The organism is Rothia sp. HMSC062F03, from assembly GCF_001836905.1.
In the GTDB taxonomy this organism is placed as follows: Bacteria; Actinomycetota; Actinomycetes; order Actinomycetales; family Micrococcaceae; genus Rothia; species Rothia mucilaginosa_A.
In genome coordinates this window covers 276,525-301,873 of record NZ_KV830898.1, presented here as the reverse complement: position 1 = coordinate 301,873, position 25,349 = coordinate 276,525, and the positions used below count along the sequence as shown (strand labels likewise).

Genomic DNA, 25,349 nt, shown 5'->3' with positions numbered 1-25,349 from the left:
GGTTGCGCTGTCGGTTTACCTGGGTGCGTGGTTACTAAACGTTTCACAGGTTAAAAACGGGTGGCGTATCCGCTCCGGCACTGCAGATACGCCACCCAAACACACCACACTCCACAAGACAATGCAGAGCGCGCGGGAATAAACCATCCCGCAAGGTTCCCGCGTTCCCTGCCTCGCACCACGGTAGGCGTAGACAGAGAAGACGGGAGTATGCGACCTTCGGGGCGAGGTGCCCGTCCGGAAGATTTATAGAAGCTCCCATACCGGTTCCATCAGGTAGGAATCGGAGTGGTCGCTCCTTCCGATGGTGAAGCATTCCCGTGCGGAGTGAAGACCACAATGGCAGGAGTCAACATCTTGCAGGAAACGCTCGGAGGAGTCCGAAAATAATCGATGCCCTCATGGAACCGGATGATCGGTGATGGGAGCTCCTGTAGATAGAATAACCTTAAAGCGCGCCTAAAGTAAACCTTCAACCAATAATTTAACCTTATTGTTATAATTCCTAGTCATCGCGTTATTGATAGTCGTTCAACACCCTCTGGGGGTTGCATAACTAGACTCCCGGAACTTTGGTCCGTTTGACGCTCTTCATCGTTATTAAATCGTGATAAATTCCATGACGCTGATGTCTAAAAGAGCCTCGGATCGCGCGCGGTCAATCGTCACGGAGCGTCAAAAAACGTCATTTTGTCACGTAATTTATTCCGGCGGCGAGAAAATATGCGCCCCGCCCGCGCTGTGGCATAATCAGAAGCGTCATCGTGCTCCGGGGTCGGTGAAATTCCGAACCGGCGGTCACAGCCCGCGAACCGTTTCGCCCGCATCGAGCAGACTCGCGTTCACCGCCCGACTATTTACGGCGGCGAACCACCGAGCACCCGAGCAGGCAGACGGCCGAACCGGTGAAAATCCGGTGCCGACAGTACAGTCTGGATGGAAGGTAGCACGAGCAGAAAACGGCAGGTCCCGCCCCTCACGGAGGTGTCTGCGACCCCACCGGCGGTACAACGCGGTGGGGGTCGTGTTCGACGTTTCGTCGTGGTATCCCGAAGGGCCCGCGGATCCTGCCCACACACCGGAGCCGGTGCATCCACCCCGTGATGCGCCCGGAATCGATGAGTTCTGTTCCTCTCCCCGGAGCCGCCGCAGATGCGCACACAGCGCATCCGGAATACGTCCACACATGAGAGGAAAGAATCATGGACATTCTGCGGTGGCTCTTCGACGCACAGATCCACGTGGGGGATCAATCCCTCCTCGTGCGCGAAGTCCTCGGCAACGTATTCGGCCTGGCATCGGCGCTGGGTGGCATGCGACGCAAAGTATGGGCATGGCCCGTTGGAATCCTCGGCAATCTGCTGCTCCTCACCGTCTTTCTGGGCACCCTCGTCGGTAGCCCCCACCCCGTGACCATGCTCGGCCAGGCGGGCCGCCAGGTCATGTTTATCGCCGTGTCCATCTGGGGTTGGTACCGTTGGCGCGCAACCCGAGCCTCCGGCGGTAACGCGAGCGCGGGTGTTGCCGTCATCCCGCAGTGGGCAACGAACACCGAACGCGCCGGCCTCGTCGTCGCAATGGTCGCCGGAACCCTGCTGCTCACCCCCGTCTTCCGCGCCCTCGGCTCCTACGAGCCGGTCTGGTCCGACGCCTGGATCTTCACCGGTTCTCTGCTCGCCACCTACGGCATGGCGCGCGGCTGGGTTGAATTCTGGCTCATCTGGGTGGCCGTCGACCTGGTTGGCGTGCCGCTGCTGTGGAGCGCCGGCTACTACGCGACCTCCCTCATGTACGTGTTCTACGGATGCTTCACCCTGGTCGGCTTCTTCGTCTGGTGGCGCACCCGCAACCTGGAGGTGCAGAAGGCCCGCGTGCAGACCCAATTCCCGGACGTGACCGTGGACGTTGCAGACCTGGCTTCCGCGGACTCCGTGGCGGAGTGCGAGGTCGCCACCAAGAGCAACACCGCGCAGAATGTAGCTTCGCAGAACGTAGCATCGTAGAAAGAGGCGTAAGCGAGATGACCCCCATCAGCCGCCAGCACGAGGCCCAGGGCCCGGCGGGTACCCTGCCCGAGCGTATTGGCGCCGTGCACGAGCGACCCATTCCCAAAGACACGGGCTACCTGCCCGCGACCACGCCCTCGACTGTGCCGCTGCCGCACAACGACCTGGACTACTCCGCCGCCGAGTACGGGCACCTCACCGGCGTACCCGCCGCCCGCGCCCTGAACCTGCCGAGTCCCGAGCAGGCCCTCAGCCATGATGAGGCGATGAGCCTGGCCCTCGACGCCGCCCGCCAGGGTATTCGCGGCGCAAACCCGCTCGTCGGAGCCGTCATCACCGACAGTGAGGGACACCTGCTGCACGTGGGCTACCACCGAGGCGCAGGCACCCCGCACGCCGAAGCCGACGCCCTCGCCGCCGCCCGAGCCGCGGGAACCGACCTGACCGGCGCCCGCATGTACGTGAGCCTCGAGCCCTGCAACCACACCGGACGCACCGGCCCCTGCTCCCACGCCGTCGCCGAGGCGGGCATCAGCGAACTCTACTACGCCTACAGCGACGACACCGAAAACGCCGCCGGAGGCGCCGCCTACCTGCGCTCGCAGGGCGTCACCGTGCACGCCATGGAGGAGTTCGCGAACGCCTCCTACCTGCTGAACGAGCGCTGGTTCATTGCCGCCGCCGAACGCCGCCCCTTCATTACCGCAAAGAGCGCCTCCACCCTGGACGGGTTCATCGCGGCTGCTGACGGCACGAGCAAGTGGATTACCGGCCCCGCCGCGCGCATTGACGGGCACCTGATTCGTCACCGCGCCGACGCCGTCATGATCGGCACCCGAACCACCCTCATGGACGACCCGACCCTGGACGCGCGCGACGCCAACGGGGAACGCTTCGAGAAGCAGCCGCTGCGCGTGGTCATGGGCAAGACCGAGATTACGGAGAACTACCGGATTCGCGGCATGAACCCGCCCGAAGGTGTGGAGGCGGACCCGCAGAACTTCCTGCAGGTCTTCACCCACGACCCGCGCGAACTGCTCGACGAGCTGTACGCCCGCGGGGTGCGGCACCTCATGATTGAGGGCGGCCCCGGCATGGTCGGCCTCTTCGCCGGTGAAGACCTCATCGACGAAATGGTCTGGTACCGCGCCCCCATCATCATGGGCCGCGGCAAAAGCGCCGTGTATCGCCTGCTCGTGGACACCCTCGCGCAGGCACCGCGCCTGCAGCTGGACGACCTGGGTATGTTCCCGGCGGTGCGCGTGCTCGGCAATGACACCGCGACGCACATGGTGCCCGAACCACGCGGCACCGCGAAGGATCCGGGGGAGCGGCGCGTGTTGCAGAAGCTGGACGCCTGCCGCGCGCCCGAACCGCGGCTGGATTAGCCCCCGTACGTGCCGGGCAAATCGGGCCCGGTAGAACTGCGTCGGTAGCTTCACTGAACGCTACCGGGTTCGCATACTGGCACGTCCCGCATCCGACTACAGGGAATATTCGAAAAATACGTATAGTTATACGTAGAGCAAACCATCGCCGCCCGTCACCCTCAACGACGACAACCGGCGGATACGGCGAGAAAAGGAAAACACATGTTTACCGGAATTATTGGCGCCCTCGGCACCGTAGAATCCATCACCCCCATCGAGGGCAGCGACGCAGCCTACCTGACCCTCAACGCCGGTGACATCGTCGCCGACCTCGACCACGGCGGCTCCCTCGCCGTCAACGGTGTATGCCTCACCGCTATCGACCTCGACCGTCTGCAGTCCGGCCAGTTCCGCGCCTACGCCATGGGTGAGACTCTGCGCCGCACCAACCTCGGCGACCTGACCCCCGGCGATACCGTCAACCTGGAGCGTTGCCTGCCCGCCGGCGGCCGCTTCGACGGGCACGTGGTGCAGGGTCACGTGGATGCGGTCGGTACCCTCGCATCCGTCACCGCGCACGAGGCATGGAGCACCCTGCGCTTCACCCTGCCCGCCGAGCTGGCACCCCTGCTGGCGGAGAAGGGCTCCATCGCTGTCTCCGGCGTGTCCCTGACCGTCACCGCCGTTTCTGAGCCCGGTGAGAGCCCCGCGTGGTTTGAGGTCGGCCTGATTCCCGAAACCCTGAAGGCAACCAACCTCGGCACGCTCAAGGTCGGCGACAGCGTGAACCTCGAGACCGATGCGCTCGCCAAGTACGTGCAGCGACTGACCGCCTTCGCCGGCGCGCCTCAGACTGCTTCTGAGAAGGTTGCGCCGCGCCGCGCCGACGCCGCAAGCGTGCTCGACAGCGTGCAGACCGCGGTGGACGCCATCGCCGCCGGCCGCGCCGTGGTCGTGGTGGACGACGAGGACCGCGAGAACGAGGGCGACATCATCTTCGCCGCCGAGCACGCAACCCCCGAGCTGATGGGCTTCATGATTCGCTACACCTCCGGCGTGGTGTGCGCCCCCATGAGCAACAAGCGCGCCGACGAGATGAAGCTACCGCCCATGGTCACCAACAACGAGGATCCCAAGGGCACCGCCTACACCGTCTCCTGCGATGCGGCCTCCGGCGTGAGCACCGGCATCTCCGCGGCGGATCGCGCACGCACCGTGCAGATTCTTGCCGATGCCTCCTCCAGTCCGGCGGACATCACCCGCCCCGGCCACATCTTCCCGCTGCGCGCCGTTGACGGCGGCGTGGCTCAGCGCCCCGGCCACACTGAGGCCGCCGTGGAGCTCTCCCGCGCGGCGGGCCTATCCGGCGTGGGCGTCATCGCCGAGGTCGTGCACGACGACGGCTCCATGATGCGTTTCGATGCCCTGCGCGCCTTCGCAACCGAGCACAACCTGCCCATGATTTCCATTGAGGACCTCATCAAGTACGTGGCACAGAACGCTCCGACCGGGGAGAACGCATGAGCGGCGCGATGAACGCGGCCGAGCAGGTGACCGCGAAGGCGACGGGCCCCGAGAGCCTGAGCGCCGAGTCCCGCGCTACGGCCGCGCGTCTCGCGGAGAGCTACCGCGTCAGCCCCCTCGACATGGTGCCCAACCCCAGCCCGCTGCTGGTCGAAAGCACCGAGGAGGTTGCCGTTCCCACCCCGAACGGCCTCTTCGGTCTGCGCGCCTGGCGTTTCGCGGACGGCGCCGAGCACCTCAGCGCCCGGGCCCTCGACCGCGACGGCAACCCCGTACCCTACGAGGGCGGGGGAGCGCCCGCCGTGCGCATCCACTCCGAGTGTGCGACCGGCGATATCTTCGGCTCCTTCCGTTGCGATTGCGGACCCCAGCTGGAGAACGGCCTGCGCATTATCGGCCGCACCGGCGGGTACCTCGTCTACGTGCGCAACCACGAGGGGCGCGGCATCGGCTTGGTTAACAAGCTCCGCGCCTACGCCCTGCAGGATGCCGGGCTCGACACCCTCGACGCGAACCTGGCCCTCGGCCTGGACGGCGACATGCGCGACTACTCGCAGGCGGCGCTGATTCTGCAGGAGCTCGGCGTGCACGAAATGCGTCTGGTCACCAATAACCCCGCCAAGCAGGAGGCCCTCGAAGGCCTTGGCCTGCGCGTGACCGAGCTGATCCCGGACGAGATTCCCGCCCGAGTCGAGAACGCCCACTACCTGCACACCAAGCGGGAGCGCATGCGTCACCTGCTTGAGCGTGCCTAACCCTGCGGGCCAGCAACCCTGCGAACCCCGGAAAACAGACACCCCACTATTTCAAGTCAACCCACCTCAACCCACCAAAAGGAGAACACCATGAGCGGCGTCGGCGCAGCAGACACCTCCCTCAACCCCGAAGACTACAAGGGCTTCAAGCTCGCCATTATCGCGGCCAGCTGGCACACCCGAGTCATGGACGGCCTGATCGACGGCGCGCAGCGCGCCGCCCGCGACGCCGGCCTTGAACCCACCCTCGTGCGCGTTCCGGGCACCTTTGAGCTGCCCGTCGCCGCAACTCGCCTCGCCGATAAGTTCGACGCCATCGTCGCGCTCGGCGTGGTGATTCGCGGCGGCACCCCGCACTTTGAGTACGTCTGCCAGGGCGCAACCGGCGGCCTGACCGACGTTTCTGTGCTCACCGGCCGCCCCATCGGCTTCGGCGTGCTCACCTGCGATAACGAGGAGCAGGCACTCGACCGTGCAGGCCTGGAAGGCTCCAACGAAGACAAGGGCTACGAGGCAACTGCCGCCGCACTGCAGACCGCGGCAACCCTCAAGAACCTCGCCTAACGGCACGTCTACCCCGTAGCGGGGCCGCCCTCGGCGGCTTCACGGCGTTCGCGGATTGGCGCCTCCGGACCCCTTGAGGCTCGGAGGCGCCGGCCCGCATCGTCCCTGCCGTGACCGGCAGGCTCGACGAGGGTCGCACCTGCTGTGCCGGCCACAGACCAATACCACGGGCCAACACGAATTAACACCCCCGCGGGTAGACTGAACACAGAACCCGCCACCTACCCCGACACATCGCGGCACCACCGGCGTCGCCCCACCCCAAAGGAGTACAGTAATGCAGGATTTGGGCACCATCACCCCCTCGCGCGAAGAATTCCGCGCCCGTGCAGCCGGAACCCGCGTGATTCCCGTCCACATTAAAATCCTCGCCGACTCGCTCACCCCCATCGGCATCTACCGTTCCCTCGTACTCCAGGACGACCAGGGCGCGCCCGCCGAGGCAGCCCACGGCACCTTCCTGCTCGAATCCGCCACGATTTCCTCCGAGGGTGAGTCCGCTTCGTGGGCACGTTACTCCTTCATCGGCGCGTCTTCCCGCTCGACCCTCACCACCGTTGACGGCGCCGTCCACTGGCAGGGCCGCACCCCCGCCGGCGCACCCGTCGACGGCGACCCCGTGGAGGCCATCGCCAAGACCCTGCAGATGCTTTACACCGAGCCCGACCCCACCCTGCCGCCGCTCACCTCCGGCCTGGTTGGATACCTCGGCTGGGATGTCGTTCGCCACTGGGAGAACCTGCCCAACCCGCCCGCCGACGACGTAAAGCTGCCCGAGTTCGCGCTCAACATGGTCTCCGACATGGCCATTCACGACAACCAGGACGGCACAGTCCTGCTCGTCGCCAACGCCATTAACTTCAACGGCACCAGCGAAAACGTCGACGGTGCCTACGACGATGCCGTCGCGCGTTTGCACAGCATGCTCCGTCGCCTGCAGTGCGGCGCCGCGGCCACCACCTCCATTCTCTCGGGCGTGGACGAGGTCAACCGCAAGGTTCGCGAGGACGTCACCCTCACCTGGAGCGACCAGGACTTCAAGGACATCATCGCGCGTTCCAAGAAGAACATCATCGATGGCGACGTCTTCCAGCTCGTGCTCTCGCGCCGCTTCGAGGCGCAGACCGACGCCCGCCCCCTCGACGTGTACCGCGTGCTGCGCCAGTCCAACCCCTCGCCGTACATGTACCTCTTCAACTTTGACGACGCTGAGGGAACCCCGTTCCACATTGTCGGCTCCTCCCCGGAGGCGCTCGTTACCCTCAAGCACGGCATCGCCAGCACCCACCCCATCGCCGGCTCCCGCCCGCGCGGCGCAACCCGCGAGGAAGACGTGGCCCTGGCCGAGGAGCTGCTCGCCGACGAAAAGGAACGCTCCGAACACCTCATGCTCGTCGACCTGGCACGCAACGACCTCTCGCGCATCGCCAAGCCCGGCACCGTCTCGGTTGACCAGTTCATGATCATTGAGCGTTTCAGCCACATTATGCACATTTCCTCCGCCGTCAGCGCCGAACTCGACCCGCAGTTCAGCGCCTACGACGTGCTGCGCGTCGCGTTCCCCGCCGGTACCCTCTCCGGCGCGCCCAAGCCCCGCGCGATGCAGCTCATCGACGAATACGAACCCACCCGCCGCGGCGTCTACGGCGGCGTGTGCGGCTACTTCGACTTCGCCGGCAACATGGACATGGCCATCGCCATCCGCACCGCCGTACTCAAGGAAGGCACCGCCTACGTTCAGGCCGGTGCGGGCCTCGTCATGGACTCCAACCCGGACTCCGAAACCCTCGAAACTGTCAACAAGTCCGCCGCCCCGCTGCGCGCCGTGCTGACCGCCTCCGGCCTGGCACCCCTGGACGCAGACGCAGCCGTCAACGCCACCAAGTAACCCAAGGAGACACCATGAGCACCGTTCTCGACGAGATCATCGTCGGCGTCCGCGAAGACCTCGCCGCCCGCGTACAGCAGGTTCCCCTCGAGGAGATGAAGAAGCGAGCCCTCGCCGCCGCACCCGCCCGTGACGCGCTCGCCTCCCTGCGCGGTGAGGTACCCGGCGGCGGCAACGGCTCGACCGCACGTATTATCTCCGAGGTGAAGCGCTCCTCACCCTCCAAGGGCGCCCTCGGCGAGATTCCGGACCCCGCCGCGCTCGCCGCACACTACGAGGCGGGTGGCGCCGCAGCAATCTCCGTGCTCACCGAACAGCGTCGCTTCAACGGCTCCCTCGCCGACCTGGACGCTGTGCGCGCCGCCGTGAACATCCCCGTGCTTCGCAAGGACTTCACCGTCGACGAGTACCAGATTTGGGAGGCCCGCGCGCACGGCGCCGACCTGGTGCTGCTCATCGTCGCGGCCCTCGACGAGAAGACCCTGCGCGAGTTCCTGGAACTCACCGAGTCGCTCGGCATGAACGCCCTCGTCGAGACCCACACCCCCGAAGAGATTGAGGTCGCCCAGCGCATCGGCGCCAAGATCGTGGGCATCAACGTGCGCAACCTCAAGACCCTTGAGGTCAATAACGAGCACTACGCATCCCTCGCAGCGCACCTGCCCAACTCGGTCATCAAGGTTGCCGAGTCCGGTGTCGCCGGCATCGAGGATGTGCGCGCCTACGCCGGTGCCGGTGCGGATGCGGTACTCATCGGTGAAGCGCTGGTTCGCTCCGGCGACCCCGAAGGTACCGTGCGCGAATTCTCCAAGGTGCCTGTGACCCGATAAAGGTTTTCTCTGGTTGTGAAGCCGGTGTCTGCTCCCACGCAGGCACCGGCTTTTCTGCGGTCTTTTAACAAGCCACCAGGTGCCCTGTGACATAAATCTATGGGTAGATTACAGGTGGAGAGTTTGTTATACGTGCCTGGTGGGTTAGTGGCTGGTATTCTATGGGGGACATTTCCCTAAAGTACAGTGCATACCCCCGGCCCATGACCCATGACATGCTCTAAAAAGTCTGGGAGTAGCGCCGAAACACACCAACTATTTCACTCATTCATACACACGGAACACCATGGCTGAACATCATGGACGGGTCGTGCCGTCCTTCAACTTACGTAACTTTTTTTATGGCTTCCTCTCCGGTCCTGTACCGACTCTAGAAGCACTCCGAACCTCCACAAAGAGTGGAAGCGGAGATTCTCCCTCCTCTGAGGCCGGCGCCAACCGACCTGAGCTACTGCCCGCTCGCCGCACCTGGATTGCTGCCCTGCTCATCTGGGCTGTAGCATGTATCCTCCACCTGGGTATGTTCTCCATCGCTCTTGAACAGCACAGGACCCACCCGCTCATTGACTTCGGTCAGCACAATGACCTCCTTGGGTTCCTGAACAGATGGGACGCTCTGTTCTACGAACGCATTTATACCGAATGGTATCCTCAGAACCTGCCGCTCCGCGCTGACGGCTCTGTGGATTACAATGCTTGGGCGTTCATGCCGCTGCAATCCCTTATTGCCGGTGGAATCGCCAATACGTTCGGTATTGAGTATCGCGTCGCAACACTTGTTCTGACCTTCGCCGCGGGCTTCGCTTTGGCTTACGTACTGTATCGCCTATTCATCGGCTGCCTGAACTGGCGTGACCGCGGCGTCTTCGACACTCGTGCGTTCGTAGGGGATGAATCTCGCAACCGCCTGGCGCTATGGGCTGTTGCCGTGTACGCATTCAGCATGGCTAGCCCCGTGTTCATTACCGGTTATGCTGAGGCACTGTCCATCCTGCTCATTGCTTTGAGTGTGTGGTGTGTGCTCCGGGGACGGTATGTATTGCTTCTGCCTGTGGCGCTTCTAGCGGCTCTTTCCCGCCCTGTGGGCGTGCCCCTCGGAGCTTTTGTCGGTTTGTGGTGGCTGTGGTGTACGGTGAACGACTATCGTCGCCGTCGTATCGAGGATGCATCGCACTCTGCGCTATCGGATACGTGGGCTGCCTTCCGCGGACGCTTTGGACAGCTCCTCAGCGCTCTGCTCGTCTGTTCCTTCGCGTTCGTACACCCCCTGCATGCCGCCCTATACACGGGTCGTATAGACGCCTACTTCGCAACGGAACTGGGCTGGTCTAAGCGTAAACCCAGTGAAGGACACCAATACTTTATTCAGTGGATCAACCAGCATTATTACTACTTCGGCGGAATGATTCCCAAGATTGTTGTGGCAATCTTATTTGTGGTAGCAATGGTGGGTTTCTACTACTGGATTTCCCGTAAATTCAGCCGCACTCTCATCCACCCCGCCCTCTGGCTGTGGACCGCTTGCTACATGGGATACCTGTTCATTTTCTGGCTCCCGATTTCTTCTACGAATCGTATTCTGTTGCCACTGTTCCCTCTGGCGTTGCTGGTAGCGGCATATTTGCCGAAGAGCCGATGGTACCGCCCCTCGCTAGTGGCATTTGGGATTCTGATTTCTATTCCTTGGGTCTTATTACTCTGGGGAGACCCCGCGATGATGGGCAATATTGTGCTCGTCCCCTAAATCTCATATAGGTTAAAAGCCGGTGCCCGGTCCTGCCAATAGCAGGAACCGGGCACCGGCTTTTCACGTGTCAGAGGGAGCTTTAGCGACCCGTGTAGTCGGCGTCCGCAATATCCTTCGGCCAACGCGCCTTCTGGAACGGAGCCCACGTGAAGGCCGCCGCCACCAGCAGTAAACCACTTAACATGAACGCCGGGACGAAGCCCCACGCATCCGCAATCATGCCGGCCACCAGCGGGCCCAGAATCATGCCGAAATCGCTGCACATCTGGTACACCGCCAACACCTGGCCGCCACTGCGGCGGGTGCCAATCACATCAGAAACCGCGGCCTGAATCGACGGGCCCATAAACGCCGCACCAATACCCAGGCACGCCGTCAACGAGACAAACACCCAGGCCACAGGCGCGAAGCCCATGAAAGTCACCGCAGAGCCCGAAAGCAGCAGACCGGAGAACGCCATGACGCGGCGGCCGAAACGGTCCGAGAAACGACCAGAGAACGTCTGCGTCAGCGCGTTACCCAGCGAGTTCGTCGCCATCGCCAACGAGGCCAGCAGAGTACCCGCCACGGCGTTCGACATGTCGCCGCCAGTCGCCAAATATGCCGCGGCCAGCGGAATAATCGAGGACTGCACGCCGAACACCGACCAGCCAATCGCCCAATTCGAAACCAGGGCGGAGCGGTAATTCGTGAACTTCAACGCGTCACGAACCGTCATCGCCGGCAGGTTGCTCCTACCCGAAGAATTCTCGGGCGAAGTGGGTTGAGCGGTCTTGTCGGAGGCGTCAGCCTGGGCCTCGGCGGGGGAGTTAGCCTCGGAGCGCTCGGCGCTGTCAGAAGTGGGGGAGGGAGCCTCCGACGGCAGAGTCCCGGTGCCCTTACCCTCAGCCAGCCGCGCCGCCTCGGCAATCGCGTCACGCTCAGCCTCCAGGGTCGCCTGCGACGGCATCAAGAACCACACAATCAGGCCCGCCACCAGCAACGAAAAACCGTACACGATAAACGGTGCGCGCAGACCAAACGGAGCCAGGGCGCTCGCAATGACCGGGCCCAGCAGGTTGCCCAGCAGGAAGGCCGTCGCGTAATAACCGGAAATACGGCCGCGCATATGGGGAGGGGAGAGACGCACCAGCAAGCCCATCGCGGAGACCGTGAACATGACCGAGCCAATGCCGGCTACCGCGCGGGCAGCCAATAGCACCCAGTAATCCCAGGCGAACGCAATCATAAACGAGGTCACGGACACAATCAGCATGCCGATCGTGTACACCGGGCGCTCACCGAAACGGGTAATAATCTTGCCCGCCGTCGGCGCAAACAGCAGACGCGTAATCGCCAGCGCAGACACCACCATCGTCGCCATAGTGACCGTTGCGTTAAAATTCTGCGCGTAATTCGGCAACACCGGCGCGACCAGGCCGAAACCCACCGCAATCATGAACGAGGCAACGATCAGAACCTTCAGACCGGTCGGCACGCGGTTCGGGTTAATCGTGCGAGGGTCAAAAACGGGCGGTGTTATGGCAGGTTTCCTCATGCGCATCCTCGTGTGTGTGGGCTGATGCAGCCGCGGGGCCCCACCCCTAAACACCGGCTGCGCTCAGCTAGAAAACTTCAATAGTGTCCAGTCTACTCCGGGCCGGGCCGGGCACGCGCGTCAACTAGACCGACGAAACCTCCCAAGCCGGTAAGCTAGTAGTGTGAATGAAACGATGATAATCTGCGCGATTGTGCTGGGCGTACTGGTAATTGCCGGTGTGCTTTTCGCCGTTCTGCGTCGACCCAAGAAGACCGCGAACCTGCAGTCTTTGCGCCAGGAGGCGGCCGCCGCCTCCGGAGAGTCGGCACCGGAAGCTGAGAGCTCGGCACCTCGCTCCATTGAAATTGAGATGCCCGACCCCTCCGCGGGTCGCCTGGTTCGTCTGCGTGCCCGCCTGGCCCGTTCGAACAATATGCTCGGTCAGGGCCTGCTTTCCCTGCTGTCTCGCGACCGCATCGACCAGGACGTGTGGGACGAGGTTGAGGAGACCCTGCTGCTAGCTGACCTGGGTTCCGAGCCGACCACCCGCCTGGTTGAGGCCCTGCAGAAGCGCGTGCGCGTCGAGGGTACGAACAACCCCGCCGCCGTGAAGAAGATGCTTCGCGAGGAGCTCGTGAAGATTGTCGGCCCCGACATGGACCGCGAGCTGAAGACCGCCGGCAGCGACGGCAACCCCGGCGTGGTGCTGGTCGTTGGCGTGAACGGCGTGGGTAAGACCACGACCGTCGGTAAGATTGCCCGCGTGATGGTTGCGGACGGTCAGTCCCTGATTCTGGGCGCCGCCGATACCTTCCGCGCCGCCGCTTCGGAGCAGCTGACCACCTGGGGTGACCGCGTGGGCGTGAAGACGGTGCGTTCCGAGAAGGAGGGCGCCGACCCCGCTTCGGTCGCCTTTGACGCGGTTAAGACCGGCAAGGAGGAAGGCGTCGACACCGTGCTGGTGGATACCGCGGGCCGCCTGCAGAACAAGGCCGGCCTGATGGATCAGCTCGGTAAGATCAAGCGTGTGATTGAGAAGGAAGCCCCGGTGACCGAGGTGCTCCTGGTCATCGACGCGACGACCGGCCAGAACGGCATGATTCAGGCGAAGGTCTTTGGCGAGATCGTGGACGTGACCGGTATTGTGCTGACTAAGCTGGACGGCACCGCGAAGGGCGGTATCGTCGTGGCCATTCAGGAGGAGCTGGGCGTTCCCGTCAAGCTCATCGGCCTGGGTGAGGGCCCGGACGACCTGGCACCGTTCGACCCGGAAGCATTCGTGGACGCGCTGCTGGACTAACATTCGCTGCATCTACGCCATTACGCCGAGAAGCCACATGTGTTGCGAACACATGTGGCTTCTCGGCGGAATTGGTCTGATACATTTTGAGGACGCACAGAGAAGCCTCGAGGGAGTGTAGAAATTACACCCTCTCGAGGCTTTGCCGTTTATACGCTCACTGGTAGAACAGGACGTCGCGCTGTGATGACTTCAAAATAATGTTGAGGTACGCGCGACTTCTCTCTCAATATCTCAACTGGAATGCCTGACTCCTCGATGAGACTAATCGCGTGAGGAATTAGGGACGGTTCTTCGAGAGAAGAAATAAGACCTGGTTCCTTGGAACGCCATCCGTTACGAGAAACGGTAACCATTGCGTTTCGGTAGGCATCGTCTGAAAGGCGACCCAGTTCTTTAGCCCTATACAAAAGAGCCTGCATACTGATGCCCCAATATTCCTTAAGCTCCTTCAGCTTCATCCAGCCTTGACCATTCATGACTGTAGGCAATTCATCCTGAATGCATGCACTTGGTGCCAAAAATTCTGCGGCAAATGCATGAGCCTGAGCCTCAAGAACCTTATGACCAGGATCAGCATCAGCATGCATTACTAGGTGGCCTAGTTCATGGGCGGCATCAAAGCGTTGACGGTAGTAATCACCCTTTGTCGGGTTCAGAACTACTACTGGAGCCTCGCTACCAAAAGTGGAGTATGCATCAATTGCTGCACTATGGAATGGTGCAAAGACAACGACGATACCATGGTTCTCCATGGCGCGGACAACATGTTGGACAGGCTTATTTCCTAAACCCCAATCTTTACGAACCTGCTCAGCTGCTAGACGAGGAATCTCAGAACCGGGAAGGTCAGAATCAGTCAAGATGTTGGGAAGTACCAGGTCCGGGAAATCGACGTACTCATTCATTGTATGAACAACATCCTGGACAACCTGCGTATACGCTTGAGCCTGGTTGCGGCTAAGCTGAGTTGTCGAGCGTAAGGACCTAAAGTGAGGTGCGCCAGAAATTAATGGGGCTTCTGAGAACTGACTTTCAAGAAAAGATGGAGCAACGCCAAGAGTCAAAGCTAGTGCGTAGACATTATCTTTAGTTGGGTTTCGGTTACCCGACTCCCAATGAGTGATAGTGACAGCACTAACTCCAAGACTCCTAGCCAAATCGCTCTTGCGGACACCTTGAAGTTCTCGAGCTAACGTGAGCCTCCTTGGGTCAAAGGAGAGTATGGGGGAAGAATCTTGTACAGACATAATGCTTTCGCGGACAAAGAGTGTGGTGTATGAGTCATAACAGCTCCTACTCGGCTGCCTTCTTCAGCTTAACATGAGCGTCAGGAACTGCCGGGGCCTCAGGATGGGTCGTAGACTGAACTTCTTCCTGCGCGGAATCGATGGCGGCAAGGAATTTCGGCGATGCTGCATGATCGAGTACATCAATGGTCCATACCCAAGGGCTCTGGTTGCGACGTTCGACCGGAGCAGGTAGACCAAGGGCAAACTCCTTGAGTTCACCTTCGGGGGAAATATTATACGCTACTACCAAAATGGGGAGACGCAACGGCAAATCTTCGACGAGATCATCCAACCCCGGAATATCGAGAGTGTCCTGAACGTAGTGATTCGTTGCTGAAATAATTCGCTTTTTCGTGCTGCTCTCCCAACGAATCTTGTCAATGCCACCGAAGCGGTTAGCGCTTTGCATTACCAAGGAGCAACAGGTGCTGACCTCCCAATAGGGCATGTTCTTGTACGAATCACTGCGGTAAAGACCACGCCGACGGCTCAACGCAGTGAGAAGCGGATATGCTTCCTGCGGAAGGTCAGTTGCCAAAGCGTTGAGATTCTTAGTGATAGGTTCATTTTGAAATGAGACAAACTTATCACCGGTAAGGGTGACACGATTAAGATTTTCAGCAACAAGCTCGTAGTGGTTCATGCCCTTGCTGGCGTTCCGTGCATGTTCAGGGTAGTCCGGGTTATTCGCCGCAAGCTGGATAATCTTTGCCGCAGTGGCCAGAGTATCCAAAACCCCGAGGTCTTTAAGCCAGTCCTCCATGACCTTCTTGTTGCTATAGGGAGAGTGGGACATTATTAACTCCTTTGAAAAATGTTGTTTGAAAATTAACTAAATAATACACTGCGATTCTATCATTAACAACTGGTGGGTGCTTGTATGTGTCGATGGAGGGTATGGCGAAGGCGATAAAAAGCACTCCGAAGCCCATAATGACGACGGGCAGCACACGATGCGAGGCTCTGGGATATTCTGAAATCAGAAGATGCTCCGGGCCCTCAACCGAGCATCGCACACCATACAACCCAATTCACCCCATAATTCAGCGAAGGAACCACCATGGCAGCCACCAACCTCCCCGGCACTCTTCCCGGAACCCTCCCCAGTGCCAACTACCAGCCCGCCTACCGTTCCAACGGCGCCTGTGACGACCTCGCCGAGCTCGTTGCACCGTACAGCCTTTCGCGCGCCCAGCTGGCTGAGGCTACCGGCATTGCCGACGAGGCTACCGTGAACGGCTGGGTTGAGCTGTGCTGCCCCGACCTCGCCGCGCCCGCGCCCGCGCCCCTCGAGCCCGTGCTGCGCTACCTGGACGAAACCTACCTGCCCGACCCCGCCAACTGGCCCGGCACCAACCCCTACGACGAGTTCATCCTCGAGAACATTGCCGCCCGCATGCTCGCCCGCGTTGTTGCTGACACCTTCGGCGCCGACCGTTCGGATAGTTACCGCGAGCTCCTCGCGCTTATCGCGACCCTCGTGCTGATTGCCCGCTACTGGGATACCCCCGAAGAAACCTTCCTGACCCTGCTCAACGCCGAGCCCACCGCGGAGGCAGGCGAATACCTGCAGGAGGCTATCGCGAACGCCCCCGAGTCCCTGTACCCGCTCCTGACCGAGCTTCTGCTACCCGCCCTGCGCGAGGCGCGCGGCACCTTCACCGCCGACGAGGCACGCCTGCTGACCGGCTACGCTCTTGCCGCCGGATACTACGCGGGTGAGCACCCCTACGAGACTCTGAGCGGCATCCACATTGCGTTTGCCGCGGATGACCGCGCCCTGCCCGATGCCGACCTGATTCGCCGTGTTGAGGATGTCCTCAAGGCTAACTTTTCCGCCGCCCGAGTAGGAGCCGATGCTAGCGCTACGGAGGCTAACCCGGAGCCGCGCAACTTCGTCCTGCCCGGCAACCAGGACGGCTACGAAACCGCCGCGCACCTGGTCGCCGTCCTGCCCCAGGCGCACGACGTTATCGCCTTCAGCACCCGGCCCGGCGAAGGAACCAGCGCGCTCGCTGAGGACGCCCGCGCCGCCTTCACCCTGTACCTGTGCTACCTGATGCTCGGCGACGACGAGTCTTCGGAGGAGCGCGCCGCGGAGCTCTACCGAGCCAATCGCGGGGAGTAGAGCTAGGTTTTCGCGTCCTTAGATATTCAGATATTCCGGCCCAGCAGATACCCTGCCTGGTGCCCCTGCCAGCCACCTGCCGCGGCCGCTAACGCCTAACGTTCTAGCCGGCAGACGCTAAGAAGCCACATGTGTTTGGAACACATGTGGCTTCTTTTGATTATCTGTGGTGGGTGTGGCGTGGTTTGATTATTCTCAATGCCGCGGCTTTACACGGCGACGGGTTCTTCGGCGCGTACCGCATGGTAGGTGGCATCGCTGACCGTCACACCGTACTGGTGCGAAGCGAGCTTGAGGATTTCCTCCACCGTGTAAATACGGAACACGCCGCCGTCGGTGGTCTGCGCGTACTCGCGCAGTAGCTGGCGGTTGGCGAGCTGACGAATCGGTTTACCGCTGGCAGCTGCGGCGCGAACCTCCGCGCTATTGCGCAGCCACAGGTCGCGCACCCCGGCGGTAACGAAAACGCAGTCGGTACCCTTCACTCGGGTTGAAGCCTCGGCGAGGCACTGGGTCCACAGCGCAAAATCGGCGTCAAAATTGGCGCTGGGCAGAAGCGGGTGGCCCTGCTCCGCGGCCTCTGCAAGCTGCTGATTGTAGCGTTCCGGGCTGGGGGCCGCACCCACGTGCCCGGTGAAGAGGCGGTTCAGTCGCGGCAGAATCGTGTCATCTTCGCGGCGGGCCACGTTGATGGAACCGGTATCGGTTGTGGGCTCGAGGATCCTCATGATCTGGGCAATAGAGTGGTCCAGCTGGTGGGTGACGGAACGCAGGGCACTCCAGGGTGAGCCCTTCTCTTCGGGGAGAGTCTCTTTGAAAGACGCGAGGGCCGAGCGAACACGGTCGGCGGCGGCCGGTACGGGGGAGGCGCCGTCTAGGGCCGCCCAGAATTCCTTGAGTGCCTGGTGGGGGAGGAAAGCGTGGCCGCGCAGCTGCGAGAAAGCACGGATGATTTCGTCGCTGGTGCGAGCGGGGTACTGGTAGAGACTGGCCAGTGCGGTGGAGTCAAAGATGACGAGGATTCCGGGGTGAATCGATGATAGGGTGGCGCGATCGAGTTCCTTGTACTCAACGAAGTCGGAGTACAGGGTTCGCGTTTGTCGGGTGATTGACATGTGTCCCCTCCGGGTATGCGGGTATGGTCGGTCAAATGCGAGTGCCGGAGAAGTCGAGGAGAATAATCCATTCCAGTTTATCGACCTCCGGGAGCAGGTGAGGGACTTTCTGGACAAATATTTGGTTTATTACTTGCGTACCTGTCGCAGACGGGTGTTATCGCAGGTCAGGGCCTTCTGGGGAAGACTGTGAACACCTGTGAGATCGGCCGCGTGGGGTGCATTTGAGCAGGTGTGCAGGCCTGTCGCTGTCGCAGGTTTCGGCCTCGCTCTTCTGGCCATCGGAGGAAATATCACAGACCGTCCCATGAGGGTCTATTGGAAGTATAAAACAAAATATGCAATTCAGTGCAAAATGTGGACGTTGTGTTACATCTCTACAGGTCACGCCCACAGGACACACGGCAGAACCCGGGCAGTAGTAGATGAACTTTTGTCTACTCCTGTAGACTTGAGGTGATTGAAATTTAATAAAGGAGATAGAGTAATGTCAGAGCTGACCACTCAGAACCAGGCGGAGGAGCAGGCTCCGGCTCGCACCGTTGTCGTGGCGGAAGACGAGGCACTGATTCGCCTCGATATTGTCGAAATTCTGAAGGACCAGGGTTTCGATGTTGTCGCCGAGACCGATAATGGTAAGACCGCCGTTGAGCTCGCACAGAAGCACCGCCCCGACCTGGTTCTTATGGATGTGAAGATGCCGATCATGGACGGCATCACCGCTGCGGAGGAGATCGCGAAGGAACAGATCGCCCCCGTGGTCCTGCTGACTGCCTTCAGCCAGAAGGAACTCGTGGACCGCGCCGTGGACGCGGGCGCTATGGCATACGTCGTCAAGCCCTTCACCCCCAACGACCTGATCCCGGCCATCGAGGTGGCCATGAGCCGCTACGAGCAGATTCGTGCGCTCGAGAAGGAAGTGGGCACCATCCGCGACCAGTTCGAGACCCGCAAGCTGGTGGACCGCGCCAAGTCCCTGCTCATCACCAAGATGAACCTGACCGAGCCGGAAGCATTCCGCTGGATTCAGAAGACATCCATGGACCGCCGACTGTCCATGCGCGAGGTGTCTGACACCATCATCAAGCAGCTCTCCGCTTAGCGGTTCTCATCTCGCAACTCATCGCAGAGCGATTCGGCGTACGACTTTCGCGATGTGCGAGATAACCAGGCACGAATACGTGTCAGCACCCCTTTGACCGTGCTTTTGAAGACTTCTCAACCGACGAGAAACCAGCTCGAAAGTGCACGCACGACAGGCTAAAGAGATAGGCAAACATTCGGATTTGCCGACACACACGCAAAGCATTAACAAGCGCCCCGCCCCTCACGAAGAAGCTGAGGGACGGGGCGCTTGCGTTGCCTATGACGGATTGCGCTTATGAGTCGCGGCGCGCGATTAGCGCAGGTAACGGTTGAGCTCGTCGTCGGAATCCTGCGGGCCGTTGAGCGGACGCGCGGTGGGCGAACCTGCCCAGAGCATGCCAATGGTGCCCAGCATGACGCCGAGCCACCAGAAGGATCCCGGGTTGTTAATCGCGGTCACCAGGCACACCAGCATCACGCCGATGGCGATGGGCAGAATAATGCGCTTGGCGCGCACAATCTTGGGGTAGCGCTTGAAATAGGGGGTGCGCTCGCGGGCCATGGTCGTCCTTTCGTCGGGGTCGTTCCCTCTACCTTAGCTTAGGCCTTGTTAGCTTAGGCCTTGGGGCGGGGAATGAGCATGTTCGTGATGCGCGCGGTGCAGGTGGTGCGGCCGCGCTCATCCACAATATCGATGGTGTGGATGCACAGCGTACGTCCCAGCTTGACGGCGGTGCAGGTCGCGGTGACCACACCGGATACCGCCGGACGCACGTGGGTTGCGTTGATGTCCACACCCACGGCCACGAGGTCTTCGCCTCCGTGCACGCCGGATGCGAGCGAACCGAGGGTCTCGGCGAGCACAACGTTCGCGCCGCCGTGCAGCAGGCCGATGGGCTGGGTGTTGCCGGCGACCGGCATGGTGGCGACGGCGCGCTCGGCGGTCAGCTCCTTGAACTTGATGCCCATGGCGGGGATAAGTTCGCCCATGCCGCGGGGGAAGTAGGAGTGCAGGTGCTCGGGAACGCCGGTCTCAATCAGCTGTGCTTTGATCTGTTCGGGGGTGAGTGTGGTGGGTGCCGCCGCCCGGACGGGTGCGTGCTGCGTGTTGTTTTCAGTCATGGTCTCCAGTGTACCCCTCGGCGTTTGATGCTTCGGGCGGGTGGTTTTTCGCGAGCGCCCGCGGGCACGCGTGGGCCCCGCCTCCCGAACGGGGGAGACGGGGCCTAAACGTTATGCAAGCGGGGGATGACTAGGCGGAGATGGCCTCTGCCTTTTCGATGTCCTCGTCGCGGATTTCCTTATCGGGGTTCGCTCCGATTGCCTTGGAGATACGCTCGGTCAGAGCTGCGATGGTCGCGTCACCGGTCACGTTGGTTGCGGTGCCGAAGGAGTCCTGAGCCAGGTACAGGGCAATCATCAGGGCAATCATGGAGGCATCGAAACCAAGCATGGACTGCAGCAGACCGATTGCGGTCATCACGCCACCGCCGGGAACGCCGGGGGCTGCCACCATCATCACGCCGAGCACCAGAATCATGGGAATCAATGAACCAAAGTCGGGGTGCTGACCGGTCATGAACAGCACTGCCACCGAGCAGGAGGTAATGGTGATCATGGAGCCGGAGAGGTGAATGGTCGCGCACAGCGGAATCGCGAAGTCCACCACGCGGGGGGAGATGCCAGCCTTCTTCGCCGAACGCACGGTCACCGGGATGGTCGCAGCCGAAGACTGGGTACCGATTGCGGTGAAGTATGCCGGGAGCATGGTCTTGAGCATCTGGATGGGGTTGCGGCGAGAAATCGCGCCAGCCACCGAGTACTGCAGCGCCAGGGTGACCCAATGCAGAATAATCACCATGACGAACACAAGACCGAAGACCGAGAGGATCTTCGCCACCTGACCGGCGAGGGTCATGTTTGCGAACACGCCCACGATGTGCACGGGCAGCAGGGGGATAATCACGTAGCTGAGCAGCTTCTCAACGATGACCTGGAAGTCCTCGAAGAGGTTCAGCATCGTGCGGGTCTTCAGTGCGGTAATGCCCAGACCCAGGATGAAGGAGAGAATCAACGCGCTCAGCACGCCCATAATCGGGGTCAGCTCGAAGGAGATGTAGCCCTTGGACAGCGCGTTTTCGGGGTTATCGAAGGAGGCGAGCTGCTGACCCTGCAGGATGATGGGGTAGAGTAGCAGTGCGCAGGTCAGTGCCAGGAAGCCAGCAAGGATGCTGGAGAGGTACGCCAGACCCACGGTGATGCCGAGCATCTTGCCCGCACCCTGGGCGAGGGAACCGATGCCGGGCACGATGAAGCCGATAATAATCAGCGGGATGGAGAAGCTCAGGAACGCGCTGAACACGGTAGAGAAGGAGACGAAGAGCTGCACAATGAGGTCGGTGGGGATGGCTGCACCGGTGGCGTCGTTAATGCCGCTAATCATTCCGGGGGTGAAGAGACCGATGAGCACACCCGCGCCGATTGCGATTGCAATCCACAGGATCAAGGGGATTTTTTTGAGTACCTTCATGGGTTCCTAAATGAGGGTTCGTTGTGTGTTGAGCGCGGGGGGTGCCCTCACGGTCCGGTGAATCCTGCCGGTGAATTCTGGGTAGAGCTCTGCCTATGAATACACGGGGGTGTGGGGGTTTCCTACGCTGGAGGCGATAATTAAGGTTATATATTATCTGGAAACTGTATTATTATCCACCTCATATAGTGGCTTGGGGCACAATTTTTTAGAGAAAATTCATCAAACGCACCCCACCGGCACCTACATATGAGGTAAAACTCTTTCCCAGCACCCCGTTATTCCGCAATATGGCACGGCGCCGGCACCTCGTGTAGCGGAGGCGACCCGCACCGAAACCCGCGGGACCGGAATCGATACACTAGAGGGGTGACTACTGCGAATAACACCCTCCTGCTCATTGACGGACACTCCCTGGCCCTACGCTCCTTCTTCGGCATCTACACCATGGCCGAAAAGACCGGCCAGCACATTTTCGTGCGTAGCGACGGCCAACACACCGAGGCCGTGCACGCCTTCCTCTCCACGCTGCTGAACATCATCAAAGATAACCAGCCCAGCCACATCGCCGTTGCCTTCGACCTGCCCGGCGGCACCTTCCGCACCGCCGAATACGGTGAATACAAGGGCGGCCGCAACGCCATCCCCGAGGCCTTTGACGGCCAGATCGACCTCATCAAGAAGATGCTCGGCGCGCTGAACATTCCCGCGCTCACCTACGAAAACTACGAGGCTGACGACATCGTCGCCACCCTGACCCGCCGCGGCACCGAAGCCGGATACAAGGTCCTCATCCTCTCGGGCGACCGCGACATCTTCCAGCTCGTCACCGACGAGGTCACCCTGCTCTACCCGGTCACCACCGGCCCCTCCAAGGGTATTCAGCGCATGGACCCCGCCGCCATCGAAAAGAAGACCAAGGTGCCCCCGCACATGTACCCCGACCTGGCCGCCCTCACCGGCGAGCAGGCCGACAACCTGCCCGGCGTACCCGGTGTGGGTCCCGGCTTCGCCGCCAAGTGGCTCGGCGAGTATGGCTCCCTGCAGGGTGTGCTCGACAACCGCGACAAGATTGGCGGCAAGAAGGGCGAGGCGTTGCGTGAGAACGTGGATAACGTGGTGCGTAACCGCCGCCTCAACCAGCTCGTCAACGACCTCGACCTGGGCGTCACCCTCGAAGACACCGCATTCACCCCCGACCTGGACGCTCTGAACGCCTTCTTCGACGAGGTGGAGTTTCGCACCATCCGCAAGCGCGCCGCCGACACCCTCGGCCCCATCGTGCGCGCCGCCGGTTCCGCAGGCGCTACCAGCTCCGCCGCAGAAGCGGGGGAGGAGGGCCCCGCAAAGAAGGCCCCCGCCGGCCCGGTCTACGCGCCCATCCCCGTCGAGGCCCCGCAGGATGCCACGGATGCGGCCGCCTTCCGCGCCTTCTGCGCCGCCGCGGCCGAAGAGAACTACGGCGAAACCCCCGAAGGCGCACCCATCCCCGTGCCCGAACGCCTCGAAGGTGCCGTGACCCTCTACCCGGTCACGAACCTGCCCGTGGCGCGCCCCGCCGTGGGCGACGAACCCGCCGTCAAGGTCACCAAGACGAAGATTCGCGCCGCCGAGGAGAACCCCGAACTACTCGGCGTGCTCCTGACCAGCAAGAGAGCCAGCCTGTGGGTCGACACCCGCAGCATCGACCCGGAGCTTGATACCGCCCTCGCCGCGTGGCTCTCCGACCCCGCCGCCCGCAAAATCGTTATGGACCTCAAGGTTCAGCGCAAGCTTCTTCGCTCCTACGGCTACGAACTGGCCGGCGCCGTCGAGGACCCCGCGCTGTCTTCGTACATGTGCGGCTTCATCCCCACCGCAACCCGCAAGCTCTTTTCCGAACGCATGGAAGACCTCGCCGAACGCTACCTGTGGATTCCCAAGGAACCCTACGCGCAGCTGGTCTTCCAGCCCGAGACGCGCGAAGAACCCTCCCTGTTCAGCCTGCCCGGCGAAACCGAACCCGTCGAGAACCTGCGCTACTTCACGCAAATCAGCCGCATCATCCACGAGCTTGCGCGCCTGCTGCACTACGAAATGGAAGAGCACGGCCAGCTGAAGGTCTACGAAGAAATCGAGCTGCCGCTACTGTACGTGCTCGCAGACATGGAGCAGGCCGGCATCGCCGTCTCCGATGCGCTCCTGACCGAGCTGCACGAAACCTTCTCGGCACGCGCCAACCAGGCGCAGGAATCCGCCCGAGCCATCATCGGTGGGGAGGTCGCCACCGAGGACGGCGAAGAACCCCTCAACCTCGCCTCCGTCAAACAGCTGCAGACCGTGCTCTTCGAGACCCTCGGCCTGCCGCACACCCGCAAGATTAAGTCCGGCTACTCCACCGACGCCGAATCCGTCACCGAGCTGCTCTCCAAGATCTCGCCTGAATCCGACGGCGCAGCCTTCCTTGGTGCGCTCATCGCCTACCGCGACAACATCAAGCTCGCCCAGACCGTCGAGGGCCTGCAGAAGGCCGCCACCGAGGACGGACGCGTGCACACCACCTTCCAGCAGGGCGCCGCATCCACCGGTCGACTCTCCTCGACCGCGCCGAACCTGCAGAACATCCCGATTCGCACCGAGGAGGGCCGCCGCATCCGCGGTGCCTTCATCGTGGCTCCCGAGCCCATCGACGGCGTGGAGTACGAGGGTCTGCTCACCGCCGACTACTCGCAGATCGAAATGCGCATCATGGTGCACCTCGCCGCCGACGAGAAGCTCATCGCAGCCTACGAAGCGGGGGAGGACCTGCACCGTTACGTCGGTTCCGAAGTCTTCGGCGTAGCCCCCGAGGACGTCACCCCCGAGCAGCGCTCCAAGGTCAAGGCCATGTCCTACGGTTTGGCGTACGGCCTGTCCCGCTTCGGCCTCGCCAAGCAGCTGAACATCAGCTCCGACGAAGCAGGCGAACTGCGCACCAACTACTTCAAGCGATTCGGACGCGTGGGCCGCTTCCTGCGCGGCGTGCTCAAGCAGGCACACCAGGACGGCTACACCGAAACCATTTTCGGTCGCCGCCGCGTGCTGCCCGACCTGGACTCGCCCAACCGTGTACGCCGAGAAGCCGCCGAACGCGCCGCCCTCAACGCCCCGATTCAGGGCACCGCCGCGGACATCATCAAGATCGCCATGATTAACATTCACCGCCGCCTGCGCGAAGAGGGCCTGAAGACCCGCATGCTGCTGCAGGTGCACGACGAAATCATCCTCGAAGTCGCCACCGGTGAGCGTGAAGCCGCCGAACGCGTGCTCGTCGAGGAGATGAGCGGTGCCGCCTCCCTGCGTGTTCCTCTGGATGTGCAGGTCGGCTGGGGTAAGTCCTGGCAGGAGGCGGGCCACTAGGCTCAACTCCTCAGTTTCCGCTTGGAAAGACCGGGGACGCTTGGCTCGGCGGGGGATGCACGGTTCCGCTTGAAAAGGCAGTGCTCAGCTTTGCTCCGCTTGGAAAGACGGTTATCGTCCTCGTTCCTACAGGGAACCCGCCCTCGCTTCGCTTCGGGCACCCTGATGTCACTTCGGACGATACCGCCTTTCCGTGCTGGGGTACTGTGCGGATGCGGCCGCGTTTTCCGAACGTGTACTTCGAGTAGCCGCTCTCGGCCCCGCTGCCGGAGCGTGCCGGTGCACCTTCCGGAAGCGACATCAGGGTACCCTCTCGG

At 61.8% G+C, this 25,349-nt stretch carries 19 protein-coding genes and 1 riboswitch; of the genes, 12 read left to right on the top strand and 7 right to left on the bottom strand.

Annotated elements, in window-relative coordinates; genetic code table 11:
- Positions 1-760: 760 nt before the first annotated feature.
- Positions 761-954, top strand: a riboswitch (FMN riboswitch).
- A gap of 248 nt (positions 955-1,202) precedes the next feature.
- The 8 genes from pnuC to HMPREF2674_RS08725 all read left to right on the top strand — a co-directional run bounded on the left by pnuC (position 1,203) and on the right by HMPREF2674_RS08725 (position 10,681).
- Positions 1,203-2,003 carry a nicotinamide riboside transporter PnuC gene (gene pnuC / locus HMPREF2674_RS08760; protein WP_246826212.1) on the top strand — a complete coding sequence of 267 codons (801 nt, stop codon included), beginning with the start codon at positions 1,203-1,205 and terminating at the stop codon, positions 2,001-2,003.
- A gap of 17 nt (positions 2,004-2,020) precedes the next feature.
- Positions 2,021-3,394: a bifunctional diaminohydroxyphosphoribosylaminopyrimidine deaminase/5-amino-6-(5-phosphoribosylamino)uracil reductase RibD gene (ribD, locus tag HMPREF2674_RS08755; RefSeq protein WP_246826211.1), complete on the top strand. Its 1,374-nt coding sequence runs from the start codon at positions 2,021-2,023 to the stop codon at positions 3,392-3,394.
- Positions 3,395-3,598: 204 nt separating this feature from the next.
- On the top strand, positions 3,599-4,900 hold the full coding sequence (gene ribB / locus HMPREF2674_RS08750; RefSeq protein ID WP_070825452.1) for a 3,4-dihydroxy-2-butanone-4-phosphate synthase: 1,302 nt from the start codon (positions 3,599-3,601) through the stop codon (positions 4,898-4,900).
- The gene (locus HMPREF2674_RS08745) at positions 4,897-5,655 is read left to right on the top strand and encodes a GTP cyclohydrolase II (protein WP_141761826.1); all 759 of its coding nucleotides are present in this window, start codon (positions 4,897-4,899) and stop codon (positions 5,653-5,655) included. The genes ribB and HMPREF2674_RS08745 overlap by 4 nt, the downstream gene beginning before the upstream one ends.
- Before the next feature lie 90 nt (positions 5,656-5,745).
- Positions 5,746-6,219, top strand: a complete 474-nt coding sequence (gene ribH / locus HMPREF2674_RS08740; protein WP_070681671.1) for a 6,7-dimethyl-8-ribityllumazine synthase — start codon at positions 5,746-5,748, stop codon at positions 6,217-6,219.
- A 277-nt stretch (positions 6,220-6,496) separates the two neighbouring features.
- On the top strand, positions 6,497-8,107 hold the full coding sequence (locus HMPREF2674_RS08735) for an anthranilate synthase component I (RefSeq protein ID WP_070825451.1): 1,611 nt from the start codon (positions 6,497-6,499) through the stop codon (positions 8,105-8,107).
- Between the two features lie 14 nt (positions 8,108-8,121).
- A complete protein-coding gene (gene trpC / locus HMPREF2674_RS08730) occupies positions 8,122-8,937 on the top strand; it encodes an indole-3-glycerol phosphate synthase TrpC (RefSeq protein WP_070825450.1) in 816 nt (271 codons plus the stop codon).
- Between the two features lie 286 nt (positions 8,938-9,223).
- Positions 9,224-10,681, top strand: a complete 1,458-nt coding sequence (locus HMPREF2674_RS08725; RefSeq protein ID WP_070825449.1) for a hypothetical protein — start codon at positions 9,224-9,226, stop codon at positions 10,679-10,681.
- An 82-nt stretch (positions 10,682-10,763) separates the two neighbouring features.
- Here the strand turns inward: HMPREF2674_RS08725 and HMPREF2674_RS08720 are convergent, their stop codons facing one another.
- A complete protein-coding gene (locus tag HMPREF2674_RS08720) occupies positions 10,764-12,221 on the bottom strand; it encodes an MFS transporter (RefSeq protein WP_070825448.1) in 1,458 nt (485 codons plus the stop codon).
- A gap of 175 nt (positions 12,222-12,396) precedes the next feature.
- On the opposite strand from HMPREF2674_RS08720, the gene ftsY reads away from it, so the two are divergent.
- Positions 12,397-13,503: a signal recognition particle-docking protein FtsY gene (gene ftsY, locus HMPREF2674_RS08715; RefSeq protein WP_070825447.1), complete on the top strand. Its 1,107-nt coding sequence runs from the start codon at positions 12,397-12,399 to the stop codon at positions 13,501-13,503.
- A gap of 149 nt (positions 13,504-13,652) precedes the next feature.
- On the opposite strand, the gene HMPREF2674_RS09180 is transcribed toward ftsY, so the two are convergent.
- Entirely contained in the window at positions 13,653-14,753 is a 1,101-nt protein-coding gene (locus HMPREF2674_RS09180) for an XRE family transcriptional regulator (RefSeq protein ID WP_080978714.1), read from the bottom strand.
- 46 nt (positions 14,754-14,799) lie between these two features.
- Positions 14,800-15,591, bottom strand: coding sequence for a hypothetical protein (locus HMPREF2674_RS08705; protein WP_049342755.1), 792 nt, complete (start codon positions 15,589-15,591; stop codon positions 14,800-14,802).
- A gap of 264 nt (positions 15,592-15,855) precedes the next feature.
- Here HMPREF2674_RS08705 and HMPREF2674_RS08700 point away from each other — a divergent pair, with 264 nt between their 5' ends.
- Entirely contained in the window at positions 15,856-16,923 is a 1,068-nt protein-coding gene (locus HMPREF2674_RS08700) for a glycosyltransferase (protein ID WP_070825446.1), read from the top strand.
- A gap of 209 nt (positions 16,924-17,132) precedes the next feature.
- Here the strand turns inward: HMPREF2674_RS08700 and HMPREF2674_RS08695 are convergent, their stop codons facing one another.
- Positions 17,133-18,038, bottom strand: a complete 906-nt coding sequence (locus HMPREF2674_RS08695; RefSeq protein ID WP_070825445.1) for a PIN-like domain-containing protein — start codon at positions 18,036-18,038, stop codon at positions 17,133-17,135.
- A gap of 487 nt (positions 18,039-18,525) precedes the next feature.
- Here HMPREF2674_RS08695 and HMPREF2674_RS08690 point away from each other — a divergent pair, with 487 nt between their 5' ends.
- On the top strand, positions 18,526-19,140 hold the full coding sequence (locus tag HMPREF2674_RS08690; RefSeq protein WP_049334095.1) for an ANTAR domain-containing response regulator: 615 nt from the start codon (positions 18,526-18,528) through the stop codon (positions 19,138-19,140).
- A 297-nt stretch (positions 19,141-19,437) separates the two neighbouring features.
- On the opposite strand, the gene HMPREF2674_RS08685 is transcribed toward HMPREF2674_RS08690, so the two are convergent.
- The 3 genes from HMPREF2674_RS08685 to HMPREF2674_RS08675 form a co-directional block, all read right to left on the bottom strand.
- Positions 19,438-19,686, bottom strand: coding sequence for a hypothetical protein (locus HMPREF2674_RS08685; RefSeq protein ID WP_049334096.1), 249 nt, complete (start codon positions 19,684-19,686; stop codon positions 19,438-19,440).
- Positions 19,687-19,739: 53 nt separating this feature from the next.
- Positions 19,740-20,246, bottom strand: a complete 507-nt coding sequence (locus HMPREF2674_RS08680) for a PaaI family thioesterase (RefSeq protein ID WP_049346240.1) — start codon at positions 20,244-20,246, stop codon at positions 19,740-19,742.
- A gap of 130 nt (positions 20,247-20,376) precedes the next feature.
- Positions 20,377-21,654 (bottom strand): dicarboxylate/amino acid:cation symporter, encoded by a 1,278-nt coding sequence (locus HMPREF2674_RS08675; RefSeq protein WP_070825444.1) that lies wholly within the window; start codon positions 21,652-21,654, stop codon positions 20,377-20,379.
- 369 nt (positions 21,655-22,023) lie between these two features.
- Here HMPREF2674_RS08675 and polA point away from each other — a divergent pair, with 369 nt between their 5' ends.
- Positions 22,024-25,032, top strand: a complete 3,009-nt coding sequence (gene polA / locus HMPREF2674_RS08670; protein ID WP_070825443.1) for a DNA polymerase I — start codon at positions 22,024-22,026, stop codon at positions 25,030-25,032.
- Positions 25,033-25,349 lie beyond the last annotated feature (317 nt).